At 56.4% G+C, this 24,617-nt stretch carries 19 protein-coding genes; 12 read left to right on the forward strand and 7 right to left on the reverse strand.

From position 1 onward, the window contains the following. Positions 1-83: 83 nt before the first annotated feature. The 3 genes from ACOSDM_RS07060 to ACOSDM_RS07070 all read left to right on the forward strand — a co-directional run bounded on the left by ACOSDM_RS07060 (position 84) and on the right by ACOSDM_RS07070 (position 4,065). The gene (locus tag ACOSDM_RS07060) at positions 84-1,022 is read left to right on the forward strand and encodes a threonine/serine dehydratase (RefSeq protein WP_420723799.1); all 939 of its coding nucleotides are present in this window, start codon (positions 84-86) and stop codon (positions 1,020-1,022) included. After that, positions 1,019-1,792, forward strand: a complete 774-nt coding sequence (locus tag ACOSDM_RS07065; RefSeq protein ID WP_420723800.1) for an SDR family NAD(P)-dependent oxidoreductase — start codon at positions 1,019-1,021, stop codon at positions 1,790-1,792. Before ACOSDM_RS07060 ends, ACOSDM_RS07065 begins: the two co-directional genes overlap by 4 nt. 530 nt (positions 1,793-2,322) lie before the next feature. Continuing rightward, positions 2,323-4,065: a PAS-domain containing protein gene (locus ACOSDM_RS07070; RefSeq protein WP_420723801.1), complete on the forward strand. Its 1,743-nt coding sequence runs from the start codon at positions 2,323-2,325 to the stop codon at positions 4,063-4,065. 193 nt (positions 4,066-4,258) lie between these two features. Here the strand turns inward: ACOSDM_RS07070 and glnA are convergent, their stop codons facing one another. Both glnA and ACOSDM_RS07080 read right to left on the reverse strand, forming a co-directional pair. Continuing rightward, positions 4,259-5,671: a type I glutamate--ammonia ligase gene (glnA, locus tag ACOSDM_RS07075; RefSeq protein WP_420723802.1), complete on the reverse strand. Its 1,413-nt coding sequence runs from the start codon at positions 5,669-5,671 to the stop codon at positions 4,259-4,261. Positions 5,672-5,770: 99 nt separating this feature from the next. Then, positions 5,771-6,109: a P-II family nitrogen regulator gene (locus ACOSDM_RS07080; RefSeq protein ID WP_420723803.1), complete on the reverse strand. Its 339-nt coding sequence runs from the start codon at positions 6,107-6,109 to the stop codon at positions 5,771-5,773. Between the two features lie 350 nt (positions 6,110-6,459). On the opposite strand from ACOSDM_RS07080, the gene ilvD reads away from it, so the two are divergent. Together ilvD and ACOSDM_RS07090 are read left to right on the forward strand one after the other, a co-directional pair. After that, positions 6,460-8,175 carry a dihydroxy-acid dehydratase gene (gene ilvD, locus ACOSDM_RS07085; protein ID WP_420723804.1) on the forward strand — a complete coding sequence of 572 codons (1,716 nt, stop codon included), beginning with the start codon at positions 6,460-6,462 and terminating at the stop codon, positions 8,173-8,175. After that, positions 8,175-9,149 carry an agmatinase gene (locus tag ACOSDM_RS07090; RefSeq protein ID WP_420723805.1) on the forward strand — a complete coding sequence of 325 codons (975 nt, stop codon included), beginning with the start codon at positions 8,175-8,177 and terminating at the stop codon, positions 9,147-9,149. The genes ilvD and ACOSDM_RS07090 overlap by 1 nt, the downstream gene beginning before the upstream one ends. Here the strand turns inward: ACOSDM_RS07090 and ACOSDM_RS07095 are convergent. Together ACOSDM_RS07095 and ACOSDM_RS07100 are read right to left on the reverse strand one after the other, a co-directional pair. Next, positions 9,146-10,582, reverse strand: a complete 1,437-nt coding sequence (locus tag ACOSDM_RS07095; protein WP_420723806.1) for a mannose-1-phosphate guanylyltransferase/mannose-6-phosphate isomerase — start codon at positions 10,580-10,582, stop codon at positions 9,146-9,148. The genes ACOSDM_RS07090 and ACOSDM_RS07095 overlap by 4 nt on opposite strands. A 66-nt stretch (positions 10,583-10,648) precedes the next feature. Beyond that, a complete protein-coding gene (locus ACOSDM_RS07100; protein ID WP_420723807.1) occupies positions 10,649-11,617 on the reverse strand; it encodes a GlxA family transcriptional regulator in 969 nt (322 codons plus the stop codon). 135 nt (positions 11,618-11,752) lie between these two features. On the opposite strand from ACOSDM_RS07100, the gene ACOSDM_RS07105 reads away from it, so the two are divergent. The 6 genes from ACOSDM_RS07105 to ACOSDM_RS07130 all read left to right on the forward strand — a co-directional run bounded on the left by ACOSDM_RS07105 (position 11,753) and on the right by ACOSDM_RS07130 (position 20,267). Next, positions 11,753-12,652 (forward strand): 3-keto-5-aminohexanoate cleavage protein, encoded by a 900-nt coding sequence (locus ACOSDM_RS07105; RefSeq protein WP_420723808.1) that lies wholly within the window; start codon positions 11,753-11,755, stop codon positions 12,650-12,652. 14 nt (positions 12,653-12,666) lie between these two features. Continuing rightward, on the forward strand, positions 12,667-13,644 hold the full coding sequence (locus ACOSDM_RS07110) for an L-carnitine dehydrogenase (protein ID WP_420723809.1): 978 nt from the start codon (positions 12,667-12,669) through the stop codon (positions 13,642-13,644). A gap of 269 nt (positions 13,645-13,913) precedes the next feature. Continuing rightward, positions 13,914-15,074 (forward strand): acyl-CoA dehydrogenase family protein, encoded by a 1,161-nt coding sequence (locus ACOSDM_RS07115; protein ID WP_420723810.1) that lies wholly within the window; start codon positions 13,914-13,916, stop codon positions 15,072-15,074. Positions 15,075-15,087: 13 nt separating this feature from the next. Then, positions 15,088-17,151: an acetate--CoA ligase family protein gene (locus ACOSDM_RS07120; protein WP_420723811.1), complete on the forward strand. Its 2,064-nt coding sequence runs from the start codon at positions 15,088-15,090 to the stop codon at positions 17,149-17,151. 15 nt (positions 17,152-17,166) lie between these two features. Next, positions 17,167-17,949 carry a carnitinyl-CoA dehydratase gene (locus ACOSDM_RS07125; protein ID WP_420723812.1) on the forward strand — a complete coding sequence of 261 codons (783 nt, stop codon included), beginning with the start codon at positions 17,167-17,169 and terminating at the stop codon, positions 17,947-17,949. 1,094 nt (positions 17,950-19,043) lie between these two features. Beyond that, the gene (locus tag ACOSDM_RS07130; protein ID WP_420723813.1) at positions 19,044-20,267 is read left to right on the forward strand and encodes an MFS transporter; all 1,224 of its coding nucleotides are present in this window, start codon (positions 19,044-19,046) and stop codon (positions 20,265-20,267) included. A gap of 3 nt (positions 20,268-20,270) precedes the next feature. Here the strand turns inward: ACOSDM_RS07130 and hisI are convergent, their stop codons facing one another. Then, entirely contained in the window at positions 20,271-20,678 is a 408-nt protein-coding gene (gene hisI / locus ACOSDM_RS07135; RefSeq protein WP_420723814.1) for a phosphoribosyl-AMP cyclohydrolase, read from the reverse strand. Positions 20,679-20,711: 33 nt separating this feature from the next. Next, positions 20,712-21,635 carry a GNAT family N-acetyltransferase gene (locus ACOSDM_RS07140; protein WP_420723815.1) on the reverse strand — a complete coding sequence of 308 codons (924 nt, stop codon included), beginning with the start codon at positions 21,633-21,635 and terminating at the stop codon, positions 20,712-20,714. A 27-nt stretch (positions 21,636-21,662) separates the two neighbouring features. Between ACOSDM_RS07140 and ACOSDM_RS07145 the strand changes: the two genes are divergently transcribed. After that, a complete protein-coding gene (locus tag ACOSDM_RS07145) occupies positions 21,663-21,866 on the forward strand; it encodes a hypothetical protein (RefSeq protein ID WP_420723816.1) in 204 nt (67 codons plus the stop codon). A gap of 21 nt (positions 21,867-21,887) precedes the next feature. On the opposite strand, the gene alaS is transcribed toward ACOSDM_RS07145, so the two are convergent. Then, positions 21,888-24,542: an alanine--tRNA ligase gene (gene alaS, locus ACOSDM_RS07150; protein ID WP_420723817.1), complete on the reverse strand. Its 2,655-nt coding sequence runs from the start codon at positions 24,540-24,542 to the stop codon at positions 21,888-21,890. Positions 24,543-24,617 lie beyond the last annotated feature (75 nt).

Genomic DNA, 24,617 nt, shown 5'->3' on the forward strand with positions numbered 1-24,617 from the left:
ATTTAAACTCATCCTTGCATTGTCTGTTCCTCCACGTATATCAAGGCGTAGCTGTTTATTCCACGTTTCGAGATATAGATTTTATGCTAACGCAAAAATACATCTTATCCGCGCATTCCAGGATTCAACAATACGTCCGAAGAACACCAACTATAGCGCTTCCTGAAGGGGATTTGCTGCCAAATACACCTGTTGTTCTTAAACTGGAGCAGCTTCAGCATACTGCCTCCTTTAAGGCGCGCGGCGCGTTCAATGCCATGCTTTCCATGGATGTCCCCAAAAGCGGCGTTATTGCAGCCTCTGGCGGTAATCATGGGGCTGCCGTTGCCTATGTGGCCAGACAATTAGGACATAGAGCTGAAATTTTTGTACCGGAGATAATCGCGCCGGCTAAATTGGCACGGTTAGAATCGTATGGTGCAGCAGTGCATGTTGGTGGACGTGAATTCGCGGATGCCCTGGCGGCTTGTCAATCACGCCAGCAAGAAACCGGGGCCTTACTGCTGCACGCCTACGATCAGGTCGAGATTCTGGCGGGTCAGGGGACAGTGGCAGTAGAATTTGAAGATCAGGCACCAAACCTGGACACGGTTCTGGTCGCCGTGGGTGGCGGTGGATTGATTGGGGGAATTGCCAGTTGGTATCAGGGGCGCACACGGGTGATCGCAGTGGAAAGTACAGGCACGCCAACCCTGTATACCGCCTGGGAAAAAGGCGAACCGGCAGAAGTACAGGTGTCTGGGCTGGCCGCCGATGCCCTGGGCGCGCGGCGTGTTGGTGATTTGGGGTTTGCCGCTGCACAGGCCTATGTCGATCACTGTCTCCTGGTGTCTGACGAACAAATTGGTGCTGCGCAGCAACAGATGTGGGAACAATTCCGTCTGGTCCTGGAGCCCGGCGGTGCGACAGCCATTGCCGCATTGACGTCTGGCGTGTACGAACCGGCAGACGGAGAAACGGTCGGTGTTTTGTTGTGTGGCGGAAACACGGACCCTTCAACTGTGACGGGAAACAGTCCATGACAGGTCGATTGTCCGGCCGCGTTTGCTTCGTGACGGGGGCGTCATCGGGGATCGGTCGCGCCATTGCCCGACGGTTTGCATCAGAAGGCGCGCGCGTTGTCCTGGCGGACACAGTATCTGATCCGCTGGAGGGGGGCATAACCACACAATCCCTGATTGGTGAATCCGGTGGGACATGTCTTTCCATCCCGACAGATGTTTCATCCTGGTCGGCGATTGATGCGGCAATCAATCAAACGATTGCAGCCTTTGGACGGTTGGACGTGATGGTAAACAATGCGGCGATCAGCGATGGATGCCGATTATTAGACACGACAGAAGAGAGCTGGGATCGTGTTATGTCCGTTAACCTGAAAGGCGTCTATTTCGGTTGCAAGCGCGCGATACAGCAGATGATGGAACAGGCCCCCTTGCAAGATGATGAGGCGCGGGGGCGGATTGTGAATATCAGTTCCCAACATGGAATGGTCTGTGCCCCGTCCGATTTCAGCTATGGCGTCTCTAAGGCTGGTGTTGTCTACATGACTCGCCAGATCGCCGTTGACTATGCAAAAGATGGGATCATCTGTAATGCCGTTGCACCCGGTAAAATTCTGACGGGGCGACCGGACGGGATGGTTGGTCTGGACTATTCGCAATCGCGCACACCAATGAGCCGATTAGGCCGACCCGACGACGTCGCCAGCGCGGCGGTTTACCTGGCCAGTGCGGAAGCGAGTTATATCACCGGGCACAATCTGTTGGTGGACGGTGGATGGATGGCATTCTAAAGAATGCCTGAATGTTCCAAGATGTGCTGAATTTTCTGGACTCGTCGGAGCGTTTCCCACCAACAAAATAAAAGCGGCCCCGGCAGAAATCGGTCAGGGCCGCTTTTTCAGATTGGTTGAGTTTGGGCATTTACGCAAATGCGCGAGAAAGCATCTCAGCATTTGCCGCCGCGGCTGCCATCAGCAGCAAGGCCGAACAAAGTACGGCATCCATAATCTGTCTCCATCGTTGGATTACAGGGTTTAGTCTCAAGGACTACCCCGTAGATGCGCTTTGTTGCGCTGCAGCACAAACGCATGAAACGTAACCTTGGCCTGCATCCGGCGCATGGCTGGCGGTAGTGGCCATTCTAATTGACGCCTAAACTGAAAAAACTCAGCTTTTGTTTACCATTTATTACTAATTTTGCCGCATTTTTAGGGCCGAGGAGGTGGCTGATGTGCCCGGATTTTTAGGCGCCCGCCGTAATATTGAGTTATATCAGCAGGTTATCAGTGTTACATGGACATGTTAGGAGCGCATTGCTTTGATGATTGAACTGGTTAAGGGGTTGGCGCTGCTTTTTTCCATGTGCCTTCTGTACAGCTTTGTTCTGCGGCTGACTCGCTGGAAATATATCACGCGCAAGCTGTCTTTGGGCCTCTTGTTTGGCATCATTGCCGTGGTCGGGATAATGTCGCCACTTCAGGTGCATCAAGGATTGATTTTCGATGCGCGGGCCGTGGTCCTGTCCCTTGGCGGCCTGTTCGGTGGTCCGATTGTCGCTGTTGTATCCTCATTCATCGCTGCGGCTTATCGTCTTTGGCTGGGCGGGCCGGGGGCGTTTATAGGGGTTTGTGGCATTTTTTTTAGTGCCGGAGTTGGCGTTGTTTATCATCTTTGCGTTCGTCGCGGCATATTGGGAATGGGTATTCCGCAGTTCCTGATTTTTGGTGTGATTATACAAGTATTTGGCGTTGTGATGTTGATTGTTTTCAATCCAAATGCTGGTCCGTTCCATTTCGATCAAACCATTGTTGTCCTGTTGGTCATTCGTACAATCGCTACGGCGATTATGGGACGGCTGTTGATGGAAATTGAAAATTTCATCAGCTCGGGAGAGCGCCTGACGGAAAAATCCCGTCAGTTGGCGACTGTGTTGCAGAACATTCCCGACGGAATCAGCGTTTTGGATCATACCTTAAGGGTGGTCGCCTTCAATTCCAGGTTTCTGGACCTCATGGGATTTCCCCAAGCTCAGTTTAATCAGGGGGACCCCCTTGAAAAATTTATCCGGTTTAATGCCTTGCGCGGGGAATACGGGGATGTGGACGTTGAAAGTTTCGTCGCCAGCGAAATGGCGAAAGTGGAGAAATTTGAGGCATATGCGTTAACTCGAACCAGGCCCAATGGCACAGTTGTCTCAATTAACAGTAACCCACTGCCGGATGGGGGCATGGTGACGTTGTATTCAGATATTACCGAGCAGCGCAAAGAACGTCGGGAACTGGAACTGGCGAAAACCTCTGCAGAACATGCCAGCGCCTCTAAGACCCAGTTCCTGTCGCATATGAGCCACGAGCTGCGCACTCCTTTAAATTCGATAATTGGGTTTTCAGAGGTCATCACCAGCGAGTTATATGGTGAGATGAAACACCCACGTTATCTGGAATATGTTCATGACATCAAACGATCCGGGGAGCATTTGCTGCAACTGATCAATGATATTCTGGATCTATCGAAAATCGATGCCGGTCACGTGGAACTGTATGAAAAATCTGTCTGTCTTAAGACTCTGCTGGACGAATGTATCCGGATGGTTGGGGGGGAGAATGGCAGAAGTAAGGTGCGCATATCTTTGCAGACCAAAGAGTCCCCCAATCATTTATGGGCGGATGATCGGCTGATCAAACAGGTCTTCTTGAATTTGCTGTCCAATGCCGTGAAATACAATGTGAAGGGGGGGCGCGTCGTCATTGCAACCGGCTGTAACCCGCAAGGTGGGGTGTGTGTGACGGTTTCGGATACCGGCATCGGCATTGCGCAATCGGATATCAAAAAGGTCATGGAGCCCTTTGGTCAGGCCAGATCAGATGCCTATCGAACCCATGAAGGGACGGGGCTTGGCTTGTCCCTGTCCAAACAATTGACAGAGTTGCACGGCGGCACATTGACGCTGACCAGTAAAGAGGGTGTCGGCACAAAGGTGACGGTCAATTTTCCACCAGAACGCACCATGCGTGATCATATTGGTAGCGAGAAAGTTGTTTCGGAAGATACTGCCACACCGTGATCTGGGGCCTGGTTCAAACACTATTCCGACCAGCTCATGCGGGCGCATGATGCGGTTATTTGTTTCGCTCATGCGGGCGCATGATGCGGGTATATCTTTCAGCTCATGCGGGTGCATGATGCTGGAGACGAAACGGCCCCGCCTCTTTTACAAGGGGCGGGGCCGCTGACGTTACGCCTGTCGTATAATCAGCTTACGCCGAATAGTACATCGCAAATTCCATCGGGTGGGTGGTGTGTTCCACGCGATAGACATCTTCCATCTTCAGCGCAATATAGCTGTCGATTTGGTCATCGGTGAAGACATCGCCCTTCTTCAGGAAGGCCCGATCCTTGTCCAGGGATTCCAGCGCTTCACGCAGAGAGCCACAAACAGTCGGGATGTCTTGCAGTTCTTCCGGTGGCAGGTCGTACAAGTCTTTATCCATCGGCTCACCCGGATGGATCTTGTTCTGAATGCCGTCCAGACCCGCCATCAGCATGGCCGTGAAGGCCAGGTATGGGTTGGCCATGGCGTCTGGGAAGCGGGCTTCCAGGCGTTTGCCGTTTGCACCGGCTTCGTACGGAATACGAATGGATGCCGAGCGGTTCCGCGCTGAATAGGCCAGCAGCACAGGGGCTTCAAACCCTGGGATCAGGCGTTTGTAGCTGTTGGTGGACGGGTTGGTGAAGGCATTCAGGGCCTTGGCATGTTTGATAATGCCCCCGATATAGAACAGGCATTCTTCAGACAGATCGGCATAGCCGCTGCCAGCAAACATGTTCTTACCGTCTTTCCAGATTGACTGGTGGGTGTGCATGCCAGACCCGTTATCGCCAACAATTGGCTTGGGCATGAAAGTCGCCGTCTTGCCATATTGATGGGCGACCATGTGGGTCACGTATTTGTAGATCTGCATCTGGTCAGCAGTTTTCACCAGCGTGTTGTACTTCATGCCCAATTCGTGCTGGGACGGTGCCACTTCATGGTGGTGCTTTTCCATCGCCAGGCCCATGGACAGCATGGTCGTAACCATTTCCGCACGCAGATCGGTTTCGCTGTCAACGGGGGGTACCGGGAAGTAACCACCTTTGATGCCGGGGCGGTGACCCGGATTGCCGCCTTCAAAATCCGAACCGGAATTGTATGGGCCTTCGGTCGAGTCGATTTCGTAGGACATCTTCTCCATATTGATCGACCATTTCACATCGTCGAACACAAAGAATTCTGCCTCAGGGCCAAAATAGGCCGTGTCGCCAATGCCGACGCTTTCCATATACGCCAGGCCTTTTTTGGCGGTGGAGCGGGGGTCGCGGTCATAAGGTTGGCCGGTCGACGGTTCCAGAATGTCACAGAAAAGAATCAACAGGGGCTGAACAGCAAAGGGGTCCATGACGGCGGATTCAGGTTCCGGCATCAAAATCATGTCGGATTCGTTGATTGCCTTCCAACCGGCGATGGACGAACCATCGAACATGATGCCGTCTTTGAAGATGCTTTCTTTAATCGTGCTGACATGCTGGGCGGTGTGCTGCCACTTGCCGCGTGGATCCGTAAACCGGAAATCGACGTACTGAACGTCGTTTTCCTTGATCATTTCCATAACTTTTTTCACTGCATCGGACATGATCGTTTTTCCTCTCGATTTGTGTCTGATTGTTCCAAGAAAACCCAACTGCCTGATATACGGGTCGGCGGAAACCGCCCCGTATGACAGGCAGGATTGCTAGATTGCTTCCGACCCGGTTTCGCCGGTGCGGATGCGGATGACCTCTTCAATGCTGGAGACGAAAATCTTTCCATCGCCGATGCGGCCGGTCTTCGCCGCATTTTGGATCGCCTCGACAGCTCGTTCGCACAATGCATCATCGATGATGATCTCCAATTTCACTTTCGGCAGGAAGTCCACGACATATTCTGCGCCGCGATACAATTCCGTATGCCCTTTTTGGCGGCCGAACCCTTTGGCTTCCGTGACGGTAATGCCCTGAATACCAACTTCATGCAGGGCTTCCTTCACTTCGTCCAACTTGAACGGCTTAATAACCGCTTCGATTTTTTTCATCACTGTTCCCTCAAAAACTAGCGTCAATGATTAGCGACGCGTAACACGTCGCAGAGTCTCTGCGGCTCTGTCCATTCTAACCGGTTACAGCACTTGCCGTGCCAAGCCGCATGAATAAGAAATATAGTGTAATATCAATTTGTTATACGGTGCAAACAGGCATTTTTGAACATTGATTATGCATATATTTTAATCGTTTGCCTAATTTATAGGCATGATGGCTTGGTCCAAATGAAACAGAGTTGGTAATATTCTTAAATCCTGTGCCTTCGTTTCCGTTTTCCAGATCGGTTCGGGATGATAGAACAGCATAGATCTTTCGTATCGCTTAAAAGAGGAAACGCACAATAATGACGTTTGATAAATCAAAATTGCCCAGCCGCCATGTCTCCGTCGGTCCGTCCAGCGCGCCACATCGCTCTTATTACTATGCCATGGGCATGACGGAAGAAGAAATTGCGCAACCCTTTGTAGGGGTGGCAACCTGCTGGAACGAAGCCGCACCCTGTAACATTTCGCTGTCGCGTCAGGCGCAATCGGTGAAGACCGGCGTGAAGGCCGCGAATGGCACGCCGCGCGAGTTCACCACAATCACCGTGACCGATGGGATCGCGATGGGTCATGCGGGCATGTTCTCCTCTCTGCCCAGCCGGGACTTGATTGCCGACTCGGTTGAATTGACGATGCGCGGGCATTGCTATGACGCGCTGGTCGGCCTGGCCGGGTGCGATAAATCGCTGCCGGGCATGATGATGTCGATGATCCGCTTGAACGTCCCGTCTGTCTTTATCTATGGCGGGTCGATCCTGCCGGGCCGTTATAAAGGCCGTGACCTGACCGTCCAGGATGTGTTTGAGGCCGTAGGTCAGTTCTCATCGGGTCAGATCGATGCGGAAGAATTGCATGGGATCGAATGTGCGGCCTGTCCGTCCGCCGGGTCGTGCGGGGGACAGTTTACCGCCAATACCATGGCCTGTGTGTCGGAAGCCATTGGTCTGGCCCTGCCGGGATCAGCCGGTGCGCCAGCCCCTTATGAAAGCCGTGATGCCTGGTGTGAGGCATCGGGTAAGGCGGTGATGAACTGCCTGGAAAAGAATATCCGCCCGCGTGACATCGTTACGCGCAAATCGCTGGAAAATGCCGCGCGCGTGGTTGCGGCCTCTGGCGGGTCGACCAATGCCGGGCTGCACCTGCCAGCCATGGCCCATGAATGCGGTATCGATTTTGACTTGAATGATGTGACCGAAATCTTCAAATCCACCCCCTATATCGCTGATCTGAAACCGGGCGGGAAATATGTTGCCAAGGACCTGTTCGAAATCGGCGGTGTGGAAATCATCATGAAGGCGTTGCTGGATGGTGGTTATCTGCATGGCGACTGCATTACGGTGACTGGCAAGACGATTGCGGAAAACCTGGCCGATGTCGTGTTCCCGACGGATCAGGACATTGTGCGCACGACCGACAATCCCCTTACCAAAACAGGCGGCGTTGTCGGCCTGCGCGGGAATTTGGCACCGGAAGGCGCGATCGTGAAGGTTGCTGGGATGAAGAACCAGAAATTCTCCGGTCCTGCCCGCTGTTTCGACAGCGAGGAAGAGGCTTACGCTGCGGTGGCAGAGCGCAAATATAAAGAGGGTGAGGTTCTGGTCATCCGCTACGAAGGGCCGAAGGGTGGCCCAGGCATGCGCGAAATGCTGGCCACCACGGCAGCTTTGTATGGCCAGGGAATGGGTGACAAGGTTGCCCTGATCACCGATGGCCGGTTCTCTGGCGCGACGCGGGGCTTCTGCGTTGGGCATGTCGGGCCGGAAGCCGCTGTGGGCGGGCCGATTGGTCTGGTGCGCGATGGCGATATCATCAGCCTGGACGCCGTCGCAGGAACGATGGAAGTCGACCTGACAGAGGACCAGTTGGAAGAACGCCGCAAGGACTGGAAGCCGCGGGCCCATGATTATCAATCAGGCGCCTTGTGGAAATTCGCGCAAACTGTCGGGCCTGCTGTAAAAGGCGCTGTGACCCATCCGGGTGGCAAGGCGGAAACCCACGTTTACGCGGATATCTGATGATGGACGACACACCGCTGACCGAGCCGCCGTCGGGTCTGACCCGAACCTTTCTGGATTTGCCCTTTGCGGGGGATCTGGACGGCTTGGTCGCGGATGTGGCGCTGTTGGGGATTCCCTATGGGATGCCCTACAGCATGCAGGCACGGATTAATGATCAATGCCTGGCCCCGGATGCGCTGCGCCGCCATGGGATTTTTGATTCCAGCTATACATTGACCCATTACGATTGGGATCTGGGTGGGCCGTTGCTGGATGGCCGCCCGGTGCGGCTGGTTGATTGCGGCAATGTCACGGCGGAGATGAGTGATCCCAAAATTCATTACCAGCGGGCAGAGGCTGCCGTCCGAAAGATCCTAAAAGCGGGGGCCACACCCATCGTGATCGGCGGGGATCACGGCATTCCCATCCCGGTCATGCGGGCCTTGGATGCCACAGGTCACGACAAGATCACCCTGGTGCATATCGATGCGCATCTGGATTGGCGGGACGAGGTGAACGGCGAGCATGATGGCTATTCCAGCCCGATCCGCCGTGCCTCAGAATTACCCTGGATCGATAAGATCATTCAGATTGGCATGCGGGGTATTGGCAGCGCCAGACAGCAGGAAATCGACGATGCCCGGGCCTATGGCGCGGATCTGATCACGGCCTATGAAATGCATGCTATGGGAATTCCGGCCGTACTGGACCGCATTCCCGATGGCGGTCCCTATTATCTGACGATCGATGCCGATGGATTGGACCCGACCATCATGCCGGGTGTGCTGGCCCCGACACCGGGTGGGCTGACCTGGTTACAGACCTATGATCTGATCCATGGTCTGGTTAATAAGGGCCGGGTTCTGGGGATGGATCTGGTGGAAATGACACCCAGCTATGATGTGGGCAAGCTGACCATGGCCCATGCGGAGCGTCTGGTGTGCAACTTCATCGGGGCAACGGTGCGCGCTGGATACTACGACAAGCGTTAAGTCGTGCGCCCATAGACATCGTCCAGCCGCTCAATATCATTCTCTTCCACATAATCACCGACCTGCACTTCGATCAGATGCAGGGGTTCGTTGCTTTTGTTTTCCAGGCGATGCGTCGCGCCGATGCTGACATAGGTGCTTTGATTTCTGGTCAGGACGGTTTCTACCCCGTCTATGGTGACATGGGCTGTGCCTTTGACAACGACCCAATGTTCGGATCGTTGGCGGTGACGCTGCAGCGACAGGCGGCCGCCTGGATGCACCACGATGCGCTTTGCGCGAAAGCCGTCATCCCGGTCGATATCCTGATATGTCCCCCAGGGGCGCGACACTTTGCGATGCAAATCAGCTTCAGGCGCGTTCAGGGCGGACAGGTCTGATACCAGGTCTTTCACCTCTCCAGCCCGGGCCAGAGGCGCGACCAGAACGGCATCTGCGGTCGAAACCACGATCATATCCTCAACACCTATACCGGTCAGCAGGCGGCCATCGTCGGATCGGAAATAGCTGTTTCTGGTATCGCGCAATTGCACCTTGCCCTGCAGTGCATTGCCATTGGAATCCTTGTCGGCAAAGCCATGCAATGCTTCCCAGGAGCCAAGGTCGCTCCAGCCCATATCGGCGGCAACTGTGGCCGCCTGATCAGTTTTTTCCATGACAGCGACGTCAATCGCGATGGAGGGGCTGGCAGCGAAGGCCGCTGCATCCAGTCGCGTGAAGCCAAGATCCAGGGAAGCATTGGCAAGCGCCGCCTGCGAATGGGTCAGCACATCGGGCGCGAAGGCTTCCAATGCCTTCAGCATAACCGAAGCGCGAAACATGAACATGCCACTGTTCCAACCATAATTGCCGGTATCCAGATAACGCTGTGCAGTGACGGCATCGGGCTTCTCCACAAAGGCGGCGACTGTTTCAACACCGGGCAGGTCCGATACAGGATCACCATGCCGGATATAGCCATATCCCGTCTCAGGACGGGTTGGCGTGATGGAAAAGGTGACGATGTAACCGGCACTGGCCCCATGAATGGCCGTTGCAACGGCACTCTGAAAGGCGGCATCGTTGGCTATATGATGATCAGACGGGAATATCCCAAGGATAGGATCCGCCGCGCGCTGCAACGCTGCATGACATGCCAGGGCGACAGCGGGGGCCGTGTTGCGACCCACCGGCTCCAGAATCAGGGGGGAGGGCGTAACACCAATTTCTGTCAATTGCTGACGGATCAGAAAGCGGTGGTCATCATTGGCGATAACGATGGGATCGCTGCTATCGGGCAGGCGCGCCAATCGCTGGGCGGTTTGTTGCAGTAAGGATCCCCCCCCGATCAAAGGCAGCAATTGCTTTGGATAGGTGCGCCGCGACAGGGGCCACAGGCGTGTGCCGGACCCACCGGACAGGATCACTGGACAAAAGGTAAATTCATTAGGCACAAAATGATCCTTTCCACAGGCCACAGCAGGCGCAGTCTACAAAGCCGCATATCCGATTGAAAGAGATTACAGTTTTGGCGTCAGCGGGCGACGCTCCGCGCTGGGTGGGTGTCCAAACCGGCCAGAGAAACTGCGGCTGAAATGAGCAGCCGAACTGAACCCGCTGCGAAACGCGATTTCGATAATGGGCAGGTCGGTCTGGCGCAACAGATGTCGGGAACGGTCAAGTCGCAATCCCCGATAATAGGCAGCAGGCGTCGTCTTCAGCCATTTGCGGAACTGACGCTCTAATTCCCGGGGAGAAATGCCCGCTGCATTGGCAAAATCCGCCATGGGACGGGGGTCTTCCAATGCAGCCTCCATCTTTTCAATGGCACGGATCAGGCGGGGGTTAAAGCCGCGCAATCGCTCTCGCAATGCCAGCCTTTGCGAATCGCCGGGTTCCCGGATACGGGAATAGACAAATTCGTCAGCAGCCTTTGTCGCCAGGTCCTCCCCATGCCGGTGACGGAGCAGGCTTAACATCATATCCAGACCGGATGTGCCCCCTGCCGCCGTAAAGCGATCCCGGTCAACGACGAACAGATCCTGGGTGAAGGCGACACGCGGGAAATGCTCAATATGGCTTTCCAGCATCTCCCAATGGGCCGTGGCGCGATAGCCGTCCAGCAACCCGGCGCTGGCTAGAATAAAGGTACCATTATCCAGCGCACCCAGGGCCGTGCCAAAACTGGACCAACGACGCAACAAGGCCAGGATGTCCGGTGTCGCTAGCTTTTCATGATCATAGCTGGCGACAACGATCAATGTCGGCAGCCGCTGGGCGGAGGCGAGGGAATGATCCACCCCCACATTGACCCCATTCGCGGCCTGAACCGGGGCCCCATCACGGGAAATCAACACCCATTCATACAGGGGCTTATCTGACAGCCAATTTGCCATACGCAGTGGGTCCAGCATCGCCGAAAACGCCAGCATGGAAAACTTGGGCAGCAGCAGGAAGCCAATACGCTCTGTCTTGTTACTTGGGGGCAAATGGAACATCCCCCCAAAATAAAGTCGGAAATCATCATGCTCAAGTCGGAAATTGATATGCAGACCTTTTGCCGCAGCGTAGGCTGCGATCCAATTGCCAAAGGCTGATCTGAAACAAAGGGAGGCGAAAGCCCAATGTCCGTTATGAATACTGAAGTTGTGATCACCTGTGCCGTCACCGGGTCCGGCGCGACCCAGGACAAGAATCCTGATTTGCCCAAGACACCTAAGCAGATTGCCGAAAGCTCTATCGAAGCGGCAAAGGCCGGGGCGGCCATCGTCCACATCCATGTGCGTGAAGACGATGGGACTCCCTGTCGGTCCGTCGCGAAATTCAAGGAAGTCTGCGACCGCGTGCGCGACAGTGGCGTCGATGTGGTCTTGAACCTGACTGCCGGAATGGGCGGGGACCTGACGCTGGGCCCGCCGGAAGATCCGATGAAGATTGATGATGCAGCCACCGATATGGCGCCCTGGTCAGAGCGTTTGGACCATGTGCGGGAATGTTTGCCGGAAATCTGCACATTGGACTGCGGTACAATGAATTTCGGCAATGGTAACTATATCATGACCAATACACCCCCGATGTTGCGCGCCCTGGCGCAAGGCATGAAGGACATCGGTGTGAAGCCGGAAGTCGAGGTCTTCGACACGGGCCATCTGTGGCTGGCAAAGCAGTTGCACCAGGAAGGCCTGTTGGATGATCCGCCGCTGTTTCAGCTGTGCTTGGGTATTCCCTATGGCGCGGAAGCCAATACAACAGCAATGAAGGCGATGGCGGATATGATGCCCCCCGGTGCCAACTGGTCGGGTTTTGGGATCAGCCGCATGCAGATGCCAATGGTGGCCCAGGCCGTCCTGTTGGGTGGTAACGTTCGGGTCGGGTTGGAAGACAATCTGTATCTGGAACGCGGTGTCATGGCGACCAACGCACAACTTGTGGAAAAGGCTGCCAAAATCATCGAGCTGATGGGCGCAAAAGTCTGCACCGCGCAGGAAGCCCGCGAAAAATTCTCCCTTAAGAAATTGGTCTGAGGAGCATATCCATCATGCGTGAGATTAAAACGATTGGCCTGGTTGGCGGCGGTGTCATCGGGGGCGGTTGGGCTGCGCGGTGCTTAGCCAATGGCTATGACGTGATTGCCTATGACCCGGCGCCCAATGCTGAAGCGATTATTCGGGGCAAGGTTGCCAATGCCTGGCCTGCCCTGACCAAGGTTGGCCTGCACAAAACAGCGTCCCAGGATCGGTTGCGGATGGCATCCAGCATTGAAGATGTGGCGAAAGCTGCTGATCTGATTCAGGAATCCGTGCCGGAACGACTGGATTTGAAGGTCAAGATTCACAGCCAGATCGATGCGGCGGCTGAGTCTGATGTACTGATCTGCTCCTCAACCTCCGGCCTGCTGCCCAGCGATTTTCAGGCGGAATGCAAGCACCCGGAACGGGTTCTGGTCGGTCATCCGTTCAATCCGGTCTATCTGTTGCCGCTGGTCGAAATTGTCGGCGGCAAGAAGACCAGCATGGAAAACAGAACCCGGGCAGGGGCGTTCTATGAATCCATCGGCATGCATCCGATCCAATGCCGCACAGAAGTTGAAGGGTTCCTGTCGGACCGTCTGCAGGAAGCCCTGTGGCGTGAAAACCTGCATATGCTGGCTGAAGGCCATGCGACGACCCAGGAAATGGATGATGCAATTATCTATGGACCCGGCCTGCGCTGGGCTTTCATGGGCGTCAACCGCACCTTTGCCCTGGCAGGCGGGGACGAGGGCATGCGCCATTTCATGCACCAATTCGGCCCGGCCCTGAAGCTCCCCTGGACCAAATTGGTCGCCCCGGAACTGACAGATGAACTGATCGATACAGTTGTCGAGGGGACCGATGAGCAATTGGCAAACACGACCATCCCGGAGATGGAAAAGCTGCGCGATAATTGCCTGATTTCGATCATGGAGGCCTTGTCTGAATACCGCGAAGGGGCAGGCGAAGTTCTGCTGCGCATCCGTAAGGCGAATGCACAGTGACAGTCCTGTCATCCTGGACCACTTGTGCAAACCGTCTCATTCTCATCCTGAGGAGGTGCGGTAGCGCCGTCTCGAAGGAGGGGCTGTAAGTAGGGTGCTTTCAGAGGGCCCACCCTTCGAGACGCTGCGCTCCTCAGGGTGAGGAGGCATTTTGTTAATGCACCGTCTTCCCGGACGTGATCCGGGGTCCAGGGCGGTAGGGAATGATTGGGCTTTAAGTCCCATCTGCGCGGGACAGATTGAAATGCATATATGGGAGGAAGTAAGCCATGGATTTTGGCGTCAGTGAAGAGCAGACCCTGATCATCGAAACCGCGCGTCGGTTTGTCGAAGAAGAACTCTATCCCTATGAGGAAGAGGTTGAACGGACCGATAAGGTACGCCCGGAATTGGGGGAACAGATCAAACAACGTTCCATCGAACTGGGTCTCTATGCCGCCAATATGCCGGAAGATGTCGGCGGTGGTGGGCTGGATACACTGACCATGTGCATGTTGGACCGCACTTTAGGGCGTGCCAGTATGGCGCTGAATTATATAGTTTATCGCCCCTCGAATGTGTTGCAGGCCTGTGTTGGGGAACAGCGGGAAAAATACCTGTATCCCGCCTGCCGGGGAGAGAAGGTGGATTGTTTCGCAATGACGGAACCCGGCGCCGGGTCCGATGTGCGCGGTATGAAATGCACGGCCAAACGGGATGGTACGGATTTCGTCATCAATGGCGTTAAGCATTTCATCAGCCATGCCGATTGGGCCGATTTCGTGATCCTGATGGCGGCAACCGGCGAAGAAGACAGCGCCCGTGGCAAGCGCAAGAAGATCACGACCTTCCTGGTCGACAAGGGCACGCCTGGATTTGTGATGCGTCCTGGCTATAACAACGTTTCCCACCGGGGCTATCACAATTTTATCCTGGAATTCGATGATTGCCGCATCCCGGAGAGCCAGGTCCTGGGGGAGGTTGATAAAGGCTTTGATGTCGCCAATGACTGGCTGGGCGCGACACGGTTGCAGGTGGCCTCCCTGTGTCTGGGGCGCTGTGACCGGGCGATGGAACATGCGCTGGACTGGGCGGCAAACCGCGAACAATTCGGCCAGAAGATTTCCAAATTTCAGGGTGTCTCCTTCAAATTGGCAGATATGAAGACCAAGCTGAAGGCAGCAGAATTGCTGACTTATGAGGCGGCCTGGAAATATGACAATGACTGCATGGAAGACATGGACGCTGCGATTGCAAAGCTGTCGGCGACCGAAGCCCTGGCCTTTATCGCGGATGAAGCCATCCAGATCCATGGCGGCATGGGTGTGATGTCAGAACTGCCCCTGGAGCGGATCTGGCGCGATGCCCGTATTGAGCGGATCTGGGAAGGCACCAGCGAGATTCAGCGGCATATCATCTCCCGCGCGTTGTTGCGCCCGCTCGGCGGTTAGAGGATTTTAGACCATGGCCCAAGGGTTGGACCGATTGTTACGCCCCCGCAGCATTGCGGTGATCGGGGGGCGCGAAGCAGAAAAATGTGTCGTGGAATGCCTGCGCATCGGCTTTCCCGGTAAAATCTATCCGATCAGTAAATCCCGACCCAGCATGGCGGGCATTCCAAGTCTTGCCAGTCTGGATGACTTGCCGGAAGCACCGGATGCGACCTTCATCGCGATCCCGGCAGAACCAACGATTGAGGCCGTGCGACAGCTCTCCGCCATGGGGGCGGGCGGTGTTGTGCTCTATGCCAGCGGCTTTGCGGAAACTGGCGCTGTTGGTCTGGACCGGCAAAAGCGCTTGCTGGAAGCAGCGGGTACGATGGGCATGCTGGGGCCAAACTGTTATGGCACGGTGAATTATCTGGAAGGGGTCGCCCTGTGGCCCGACGATCATGGCGGCCATCGACTGGATCGCGGCGTTGCCCTGGTCAGCCAAAGCGGCAATGTCGCGATCAGCCTGTCGATGCAGGAGCGTGGCGTGCCCGTCGCGCAATTGGCCGCCTTGGGCAATCAGGCGAAGGATGGCGTTCCCCAGATTATGCAATCGCTGTTGCGGGACGACCGAATTACCGCAATTGGCCTGTTCGTGGAAAGCGTTGGGGACATCCCCGGTTTTTGTGAGGCGGCGCAGGAGGCTGCCCGCAAGGGCATTCCCGTTGTCGTCCTGAAAACCGGAAATTCGGAGGCGGCGGCCCGGGTCGCGCTGTCTCATACCAGTTCCATGACTGGATCGTCGGCTGCGTTTAATGCGTTGTGCGATCGGCTGGCCGTTGTTCGGGCGGAGTCGCTGTCGCAGCTTTTAGAATATCTGAAGCTGTTTCATCTGTTTCCCGGTCTACCCGGCAATCGCCTGATGACCATGAGCTGTTCTGGCGGGGAGGCCGGTATCATGGCCGATATCGCCTATCAGATCGGTCTGCCCATGCCAGCCTTTTCCAGTGCGGCGCAGAATGCACTGAATGCCGTTCTGGGGGATAAGGTGGTGATCGATAATCCACTGGATTATCACACCTATATCTGGGGCAATCAGGCCTCTATGACCGCGTGTTTCTCTGCTGCGTTGGCTGACGATTTCGATGTCGGATTGCTGGCGCTGGATACCCCACTCCGGGAGGGGTTGGACCTATTCGGTTGGAAAGAGGCCGAGGCGGCGATCATTGCCGCCGCCTCGGCGACGGGGCGGCCGACCATCGTCGCGTCCAGCCTGTCCGAGAACATGCCACGCCGCCTTCAGGCCTCTTTCCTGGCCGCAGGCATTGTACCTCTGCAAGGGTTTGATGATGCCCTGAAGGCCGTTAAGGTGGCGGCCTGGTACACTGGTGCCCGTCGTCGATCCCTGAACCAAGCCCCATTACTGCCCAATACAGACCTGAACGGCGGCAAGGATCGCATGCTGGATGAGTGGCGCGCCAAGAAGGTTCTGTCCGCCCAGGGACTCTCGGTGCCACAAGGCGTCCTGGTTGCGTCGGAGACGGAGGCCGTCGCGGCAGCAGATGCGCTGGGCTATCCTGTCGTGGTCAAGGCCTGTTCTGCGACGCTGGCCCATAAGACAGAGGCAGGCGGCGTCGCCCTGAATTTGATCGACGGTCAGGCCGTGTCTGACGCTGTGACCCGTATGGAGGGGCTGGCCCCGCATTTCATCGTAGAAAAGATGGCCCAGAATGCGGTTTGCGAAATCATCTTAGGGATGACCCGCGATCCCCAGATCGGCCCCATGCTGATGATCGGTGCGGGCGGTATTCTGGCGGAATTGATTGGGGATGCCACAGTCTTGCTGTTGCCCGCGACACAGGCAGATGTTGAACGGGCGCTGGATCGCCTGCTGGTCGCAAAGCTGTTGGCTGGATTCCGGGGTAAACCTGCTGGGGATCGTCAGGCCTTGATTGACGCGATCATGGCGGTTGCCCGGTTCATTGAGGAAAACAAGGATCGACTGGTGGAAATGGATATCAATCCGCTGATCGTCCTGCCCCAGGGGCAGGGTGTGTTGGCGGTGGATGCCGTGATACGTTGGGTCGATGCACCTTAAAGGGAGGAGCTAATAATGTCAGAACCAATCAAGACCCATCGCAATGGCCGCGTGCTGGAGGTCACAATGGACCGCCCCAAGGCCAATGCAATCGATGCCGCGACCAGTCGGATCATGGGGGATGTCTTTGCCGCCTATCGCGATGATCCGGAATTGCGCTGTGCCATTCTGACCGGCGCGGGGGAGAAGTTTTTTTGCCCTGGCTGGGATTTGAAGGCCGCAGCAGAGGGGGAGGCTCCCTCATCTGATTATGGCGTTGGCGGTTTTGGCGGATTGCAGGAACTGCCCGACATGAACAAACCGGTGATCGCTGCGGTGAATGGCATCGCTTTCGGGGGTGGTTTTGAGATCATGCTGTCCTGCGACATCATTATCGCAGCAGAACATGCGACCTTCGCGCTGCCGGAAATCCGGTCGGGCGTGATTGCGGATGCCGCGACGATCAAACTGCCGCGCCGCATCCCCTATCATGTGGCGATGGAAATGTTGTTTACCGGGCGCGTACTGGATGCAGAGGAAGCGGCACGCTGGGGCTTTGTGAATGAAGTCGTGCCGGCCGATAAGTTGATGGAGCGAGCACGGGAAAAGGCAGAATTGCTGGCCGAAGGCCCGCCACTGGTGTTCGCCGCGATCAAAGAAACCCTGCGCGCCACGGAAGTCATGGGATTTCAGGAAGCCCTGGACCAACTGAATAAAGAAAAGCTGCCCACCATCCAGAAGCTGTATCATTCCGAAGACCAACTAGAAGGCGCCCGCGCCTTCGCAGAAAAACGCAAACCGGTCTGGAAAGGCAAATAGCCGTCTGGTGGGGATGAACGGTACAGACCATCGTCCTCCCGGACGGGAAGAGTAAACGCAGAGAGCGCAGAGAAGGCGCGAAGGACGCAGAGGGGATGGTGTGTTATGGGGAGCCATGTCTGACCTTCCGCCCCATTCTCATCCTGAGGAGGCGCGATAGCGCTGTCTCGAAGGAGGGGCTGTAAGTCCGGTGCTTACAGAGGGCTCCCCCTTCGAGACGCTGCGCTCCTCAGGGTGAGGGGTCGTTTGTCTGATACATCGTCATCCCGGACTTGATCCGGGATCCAGGGCGGCAGGTGCGATTTGTGCGTGTGGCCCTGGATACCCGCCTGCGCGAGTATGACGGGGATGTAGGGTCCCATTCTCATCCTGAGGAGGCGCGGTAGCGCCGTCTCGAAGGAGGGGCTGTAAGTCCGGTGCTTCCAGCGGGCTCCCCCTTCGAGACGCTGCGCTCCTCAGGGTGAGTGTACATTTGTTGACACATCGTCACCCCGGACCTGATCCGGGGTCCAGGGCGGCAGGCGCGATTTATGCGTGTGGCCCTGGATACCCGCCTGCGCGGGTATGACGGGGGGGGGAGCCATTCTCATCCTGAGGAGGCGCATTCGCGCCGTCTCGAAGGAGGGGCTGTAAGTCCGGTGCTTCCAGTGGGCTCACCCTTCGAGACGCTGCGCTCCTCAGGGTGAGGGCGCGTTTGTTGACACATCGTCACCCCGGACCTGATCCGGGGTCCAGGGCGGCAGGCGCGACTGGTGCTTGTGGCTCTGGATACCCGCCTTCGCGGGTATGACGGTGAGGGGAGGTCCCATTCTCATCCTGAGGAGGCGCGGTAGCGCCGTCTCGAAGGAGGGGCTGTAAGGCGGGTGCTTCCAGCGGGCTCCCCCTTCGAGACGCTACGCTCCTCAGGGTGAGGGGTCGTTTGTCTCGAAATACCGTCATCCCGGACGTGATCCGGGAGCCAGGGCGGCGGGTGCGAATGGTGCGTGGGGGCAATCTGGTCTGGGATTTCATAGGTTTTGTGCAGGTCCTTATGGTTGAGCAAACTCGTGAATGATGCGATGACTGTACTCTCGTGAAATTCTTTGGATTTCGGTATGTCGACACCATCCCCAAAGCTGGCTGCGGGTTTCTCCAACGCTGGGCATTTTCTGTTCCACTATTTTGCCGCGATGTATTTTACCATCGTTCTGGCGATAGAGCGGGATTGGCAGACGCCTTATGAGGCGCTGATGCAGCTTTGGTTTCCGGCCGCCATGCTGATCGGGTTCTGCGCCCTGCCGGCGGGGCGGCTGGCGGATCGCTGGTCCAGTCCGGGCATGCTGGTTGTTATGTTTCTGGGCATGGGCCTGTCCACGATCTTGTGTGGTTTTGTCGAGACACAGACCGCCCTGATGATCTTTCTGGGCGGCCTGGGCCTGTTTGGTGCGATCTACCACCCGGTCGGCATTCCCTGGGTGATCAAGACCAGCGAGGGCAAGACCGGTATGCGGTTGGCCTTTAATGGTATATTTGGCGGTATGGGCGCAGCCGGAGCCGCGATGCTGACCGGCTGGATCATTGAAATTTTTGGCTGGCGCGGAGCCTTTGTCATTCCAGGCGTTATCTGCCTGTCGATTGGCATTGCGATGTTTTATGCCCTGCGCACCGGTTGGATTGCAGAAGGGGCGAAAGTTGCCGCGAACCGCACCAGCAAAGCCAGCGCAGCGGGAAATTTGAAAGCCGTCGCCCTGATGATGATCCCGATGTGCATGTTGGGGCTGATATACAATACTGTGCAGAACATTATGCCCAAGCTGTTTGAAGAACGCATGGTTGATCTGCTGTCTGGTCAGATCGGTCTGGTCGGGACGGCAGTTGGGGTCGTCTATGGCATTGGGGCGACGATGCAGCTGGTTGGCGGGGTTCTGGCGGATCGCTATAACCTGAAACGGGTCTATGTGCTTCTGTGGCTGTTTCAGGCACCCCTGTTGTTTGTTCTGGCGGAATATTCCGGCATCCCGCTTGGGCTGGCGGCGGTCCTGTTGGCCATGGCGGGCACGGCGATTTTGCCGGCGGAGAATATGATGCTGTCGCGCTTTGCACCGGCCAACCATCAAGGCCTGGTATTTGGGGCGAAATTCGTTGTCTCCTTCGGGGCCGGACCAGTGGGCCTGTATCTGATCACACAAGTGCGCCATTCGACGGGTGAGTTCACCGATCTGCTGCTAGCCTATAGCGTTCTGGCCGTTCTGGTCACGATGGTGGCACTGCTGCTGCCGCGTCTGCCGGATGAAGAAACCCCGGTGGCGCCTAAAATGACGCCTGCTGCTGCGGAATAGCGATCACAGCTTGGTATCAATTGTTGTTAATGTGCCGTCTGTCGATGCGTTGCGATAGAAGCAACTGCGATAGCCAACGTGACAGCATCCGCCATCGCCCTGGGGCATGACGCGCAATAGGATGGCGTCCTGATCGCAATCGACCCGCAATTCGACGAGTTTTTGCACCTGTCCGGATGTTGCGCCCTTGTGCCAGAGCTCCTGACGGCTGCGGGACCAGTAATGCGCCTCTCCCGTCGCCAGGGTACGTTCCAGCGCCTCAGCATTCATATAGGCGACCATCAGCGCCTCGCCGGTATCGGCATGGACGGTCATCACCACAATTAAGCCATTGGCATCAAATTTCGGGGCCAGACGGCTGCCGGTTTCTAGCTCTGCCTTGCTCAGGCTCGCCGGGTCGGGGAAGGGCATGATAGGTCTCCAACGGAATAGGATTGGGCTTCTTTACACGAAAGTGCCGGGCAGGGAAAAGCTCTCGCCACCCAGACCCGTCTTAAAATGCGCAACGCCAGGGGCCTTGTTCCAATCAAGACCTCCAAGATCAAGATGGCGGATGCCCAGATCGGTCAAGGCGGGCAGGGCGCGCCACAGCAGCAGATTATGGACATGGCAGGCACGCCCCTCTGGTGATGTCCAGCCCACCTGATAGGTGGCCGCCACGCCATGCAGGACGAAAAATACCCCGGCTAATAAGTGATTGTCTGGGGCATAGGCCTGCAGACACAGGCCATCCTGCGTGGGAAGGCTGGACAGCATCGCCCCGCTGGGTCCTGAATATCCTGTGCTGGCCCGATGCGCATCGTAGAGGGCGAGAAGGGGCCTGGGGTCCTCTTCTATCGCACAGCGTATGTCGTGATCTTCTGCGCGGCGCAATTGGTTGCGGAAATTCTGGCGAAACCGTGCGCGCAGACTGTCCAAAGGCTGCTTCAAATCCAACCAGGCCGTATCATACTCTGGCAAGACTTGATGAAAGCCAGAGTCACTGAGTAGGACCTGTGTTGCGGGTCCATCTGGTAGCTCCGGCAAAATCGATAGGCGTTTAAGACGGCTTAAAGAATAGTGGGATTGCACGGCGCGCAGGGCGTCGATTCGATCTTCCGGCATGACAGGGTGAAAAAATAACGGACCCCGCAATATCTGTCCCAAAGTGAACAGGCCCAGCCGTTTTTGGTCGAAGACCTGCAGAAGACCGACCGGGCGACCATTTTTTAAGATATAGGCGCGGCGTAGCCCGTTAGCATCGCCAACCGCCATGCTGGCAGAGCCCCAGGACCAGCTTTGAAAGGCAGTGCTGCGGCCACAGGCTGTGATCCTGTGACGCCATGTCTCTTCATCGGGGCTTTCCCAATCCAGTTGGATCGTGCTCATCTAGCCATCTACGGAAGGGAGTGTGGTATGGGAGAACAGAAGCGCAGGAAACTGGCGGGACATGCTGCTCCTGGCGCAACGCAATCACGCCGGGGAAAAGGGCGCATGCGCATCACCTGGCGGGCCGTGGTCTTGTTTCTGGGGGCGATGCTGATCCTGGACATCCTGCTCTATGCCATTTTCCGGTTCGGATTTGGCGCCTGTTATGGCGTATTGTGCCTGTTGGAATAAGCCATAAAGCAGAGGGCGCGTCTATCCCAGTGCGGCCTCAATCGCAGCAACAGCGGTCGCCGCCGCGGCCCCATCTGGCCCACCGGCTTGTGCCATATCCGGGCGTCCACCGCCGCCTTTGCCGCCCATCGCCTCGGCCCCGGCACGTACCAGCGAAACGGCATCAAAGCGCTGCGTCAGGTCATCGGTGACACCGACCACTAGGGAGGCTTTGCCATCATTCACCGCGATCACCGCCACAATTCCAGATCCCAATTGCGTTTTCAGCTGATCGGCCAGGGGTTTCAATTCCTTGGGGGATACCCCATCCAGAACCCGGCTGGCAAATTTAATGCCTGCGATTTCCTTGGCTTCCTGCGGGGTACCGTTGCCGCCTCCGCCTGCTGCTAGCTTGCGAGTTAGTTCTGATACTTCTCGCTCCAGCCGCTTGCGCTCTTCCATCAGGCTGACAACGCGGTCGGTGACATCGGCGGGGCTGACCTTCATCTGCGCCGCGATGGATTTAACCCGGCTTTCCTGGGTTGCCAGATAATCAAGCGCCGCTTGCCCGGTCAGGCATTCAATGCGCCGCACGCCTGAGGCAACCGCGCTTTCGCTGATGATCTTGAACAAGGCGATATCGCCAGTGCGTCGCACATGGGTGCCGCCGCACAGTTCCGTTGAATAGACATGGCCGGACGCATCGTCTTTGGGCGCACCCATAGACACGACGCGAACCTCTTCACCATATTTTTCCCCAAACAAGGCAAGGGCACCGGCCTTAATGGCCTCGTCAGGTGTCATCAGGCGGGTGGTGACGGGGGCATTCATGCGGATTTGCGCATTGACCAAACGCTCTACCTGATCAATTTCCTCCAGGCTCAAGCCCTTTGGATGAGCAAAATCGAAGCGCATGGCGTCGGCATTCACCTGGGACCCTTTTTGAGTTACATGATCGCCCAGAACCTGGCGCAATGCTTCATGGGCCAAATGGGTCACGGAATGGTTGGCACGCAGCTTGGACCGGCGCTCCCCATCGACCAGCAGTTCCAGGGCATCGCCCCGGTGCAGGCTGCCTTCGGTCAGGGTGCCGATATGCAGCACCATATCGCCCAGCTTCTTCTGGGTATCGGTGACTTTGAACACCGCACCATCAGCGGTTTTCAGCATTCCCTGATCGCCCATCTGACCGCCACTTTCGCCATAGAACGGGGTCTGGTTGGCAATCAGGATCGCCTGATCTCCCTTTTCCAGAGTATCGACGGGTTTGCCATCCTTGACCAGGGCGGTGATCACGCCCTCAGCCTTTTCAGTTTCATAACCGAAGAATTCCGTGGCCCCCAATTGGTCGCGCAGGTCGAACCAGACGCTTTCTGTTGCGGCATCGCCGGACCCGGACCAGGCCTTGCGGGCCTTGGCCTTTTGTTCTTCCATCGCGGCGGTGTATTCAGCCTCGTCCACGCTGCGGCCCTGACCGCGCAGAATGTCCTTGGTCAGGTCCAGCGGGAATCCATAGGTGTCATACAGGGTAAAGGCCACACGACCGGACAGTTCGCCCTGTTCTGGAACATCTGCCAATTCTTCATCAAGAAGTTTAAGGCCGCGATCTAACGTGTTCTTAAAACGCGACTCTTCAAGTTTTAGCGTTTCTGTAATCAAGGCCTCTGCGCGGCGTAATTCTTCAAAATGACCGCCCATCTGTTTCACCAGAACCGGGACCAATCGATACATCAGCGGTTCTTGCGCGCCCAGCATATGGGCGTGACGCATCCCACGGCGCATGATCCGGCGCAGCACATAACCGCGCCCTTCATTGGAGGGCAGCACGCCATCGGCGATCAGGAAAGAGGCGGCGCGCAAATGGTCTGCGATCACCTTGTGGCTGGCGCTTTGCGGGCCATCTGGATCAACGCCTGTCGCTTCTGCCACGGCCAGAATGATGGCGCGCATCGTATCGATGTCGTAATTGTTGTGCTTGCCTTGCAGCACCGCAGCAATCCGCTCCAGCCCCATGCCGGTATCGATGGAGGGTTTGGGAAGCGCAATGCGATTGCCGGGCTCGATCTGCTCATATTGCATGAAGACCAGATTCCAGATTTCAATGAACCGGTCGCCGTCTTCGTCCGGGCTGCCGGGAGGGCCGCCTGGAATCTTGTCGCCATGGTCAAAGAAGATCTCGGAACAGGGGCCACAAGGGCCGGTATCGCCCATCTGCCAGAAATTATCTGAGGTCGGGATGCGGATGATTTTGCTTTCCGGCAGGCCAGCAATTTTCTTCCACAGATCAAAGGCCTGATCGTCTTCAGAATAGACCGTCACCAGCAGCTTGTCTTTCGGCAGGCCGTATTCCTTGGTCACCAGATTCCAGGCCAATTCGATCGCTGTATCCTTGAAATAATCCCCGAAGGAGAAATTGCCCAGCATCTCAAAGAAGGTGTGGTGGCGGGCGGTATAGCCGACATTTTCCAGGTCGTTATGCTTGCCGCCGGCACGCACGCATTTTTGCGAGGTGGTCGCGCGGACATAGTCACGATGTTCCTGACCGGTGAAGACATTCTTGAACTGCACCATACCGGCATTGGTGAACATCAATGTCGGATCATTCAGCGGCACCAGGGGTGAGCTGTCTACGATGCGGTGTCCATTCTGGCCGAAATAGTCCAGAAACTTGGCGCGAATGTCGTTGGCACTTGCCATGGTCATTATCCTTAGAAACACAAACCGATCCAGCCATCAGCCGGGCCAGAGTAAGTAGCCTTCTAACCCTTACTT

The organism is Hwanghaeella sp. LZ110, from assembly GCF_048892525.1.
In the GTDB taxonomy this organism is placed as follows: Bacteria; Pseudomonadota; Alphaproteobacteria; order UBA8366; family Aestuariispiraceae; genus Pacificispira.

What these genes read in the sequence shown, in the direction of transcription:
- ACOSDM_RS07125 (WP_420723812.1), top strand. Translation starts at nt 17,167, where the DNA reads ATGTCAGAACCAATCAAGACCCATCGCAATGGCCGCGTGCTGGAGGTC.
- ACOSDM_RS07070 (WP_420723801.1), top strand. Translation starts at nt 2,323, where the DNA reads ATGATTGAACTGGTTAAGGGGTTGGCGCTGCTTTTTTCCATGTGCCTT.
- ACOSDM_RS07080 (WP_420723803.1), bottom strand. Translation starts at nt 6,109, where the DNA reads ATGAAAAAAATCGAAGCGGTTATTAAGCCGTTCAAGTTGGACGAAGTG.
- ACOSDM_RS07090 (WP_420723805.1), top strand. Translation starts at nt 8,175, where the DNA reads ATGATGGACGACACACCGCTGACCGAGCCGCCGTCGGGTCTGACCCGA.
- glnA (WP_420723802.1), bottom strand. Translation starts at nt 5,671, where the DNA reads ATGTCCGATGCAGTGAAAAAAGTTATGGAAATGATCAAGGAAAACGAC.
- ACOSDM_RS07140 (WP_420723815.1), bottom strand. Translation starts at nt 21,635, where the DNA reads ATGAGCACGATCCAACTGGATTGGGAAAGCCCCGATGAAGAGACATGG.
- ACOSDM_RS07065 (WP_420723800.1), top strand. Translation starts at nt 1,019, where the DNA reads ATGACAGGTCGATTGTCCGGCCGCGTTTGCTTCGTGACGGGGGCGTCA.
- ACOSDM_RS07145 (WP_420723816.1), top strand. Translation starts at nt 21,663, where the DNA reads ATGGGAGAACAGAAGCGCAGGAAACTGGCGGGACATGCTGCTCCTGGC.
- ACOSDM_RS07115 (WP_420723810.1), top strand. Translation starts at nt 13,914, where the DNA reads ATGGATTTTGGCGTCAGTGAAGAGCAGACCCTGATCATCGAAACCGCG.
- ACOSDM_RS07120 (WP_420723811.1), top strand. Translation starts at nt 15,088, where the DNA reads ATGGCCCAAGGGTTGGACCGATTGTTACGCCCCCGCAGCATTGCGGTG.
- alaS (WP_420723817.1), bottom strand. Translation starts at nt 24,542, where the DNA reads ATGGCAAGTGCCAACGACATTCGCGCCAAGTTTCTGGACTATTTCGGC.
- ACOSDM_RS07105 (WP_420723808.1), top strand. Translation starts at nt 11,753, where the DNA reads ATGTCCGTTATGAATACTGAAGTTGTGATCACCTGTGCCGTCACCGGG.
- hisI (WP_420723814.1), bottom strand. Translation starts at nt 20,678, where the DNA reads ATGCCCTTCCCCGACCCGGCGAGCCTGAGCAAGGCAGAGCTAGAAACC.
- ACOSDM_RS07110 (WP_420723809.1), top strand. Translation starts at nt 12,667, where the DNA reads ATGCGTGAGATTAAAACGATTGGCCTGGTTGGCGGCGGTGTCATCGGG.
- ACOSDM_RS07060 (WP_420723799.1), top strand. Translation starts at nt 84, where the DNA reads ATGCTAACGCAAAAATACATCTTATCCGCGCATTCCAGGATTCAACAA.
- ACOSDM_RS07130 (WP_420723813.1), top strand. Translation starts at nt 19,044, where the DNA reads ATGTCGACACCATCCCCAAAGCTGGCTGCGGGTTTCTCCAACGCTGGG.
- ilvD (WP_420723804.1), top strand. Translation starts at nt 6,460, where the DNA reads ATGACGTTTGATAAATCAAAATTGCCCAGCCGCCATGTCTCCGTCGGT.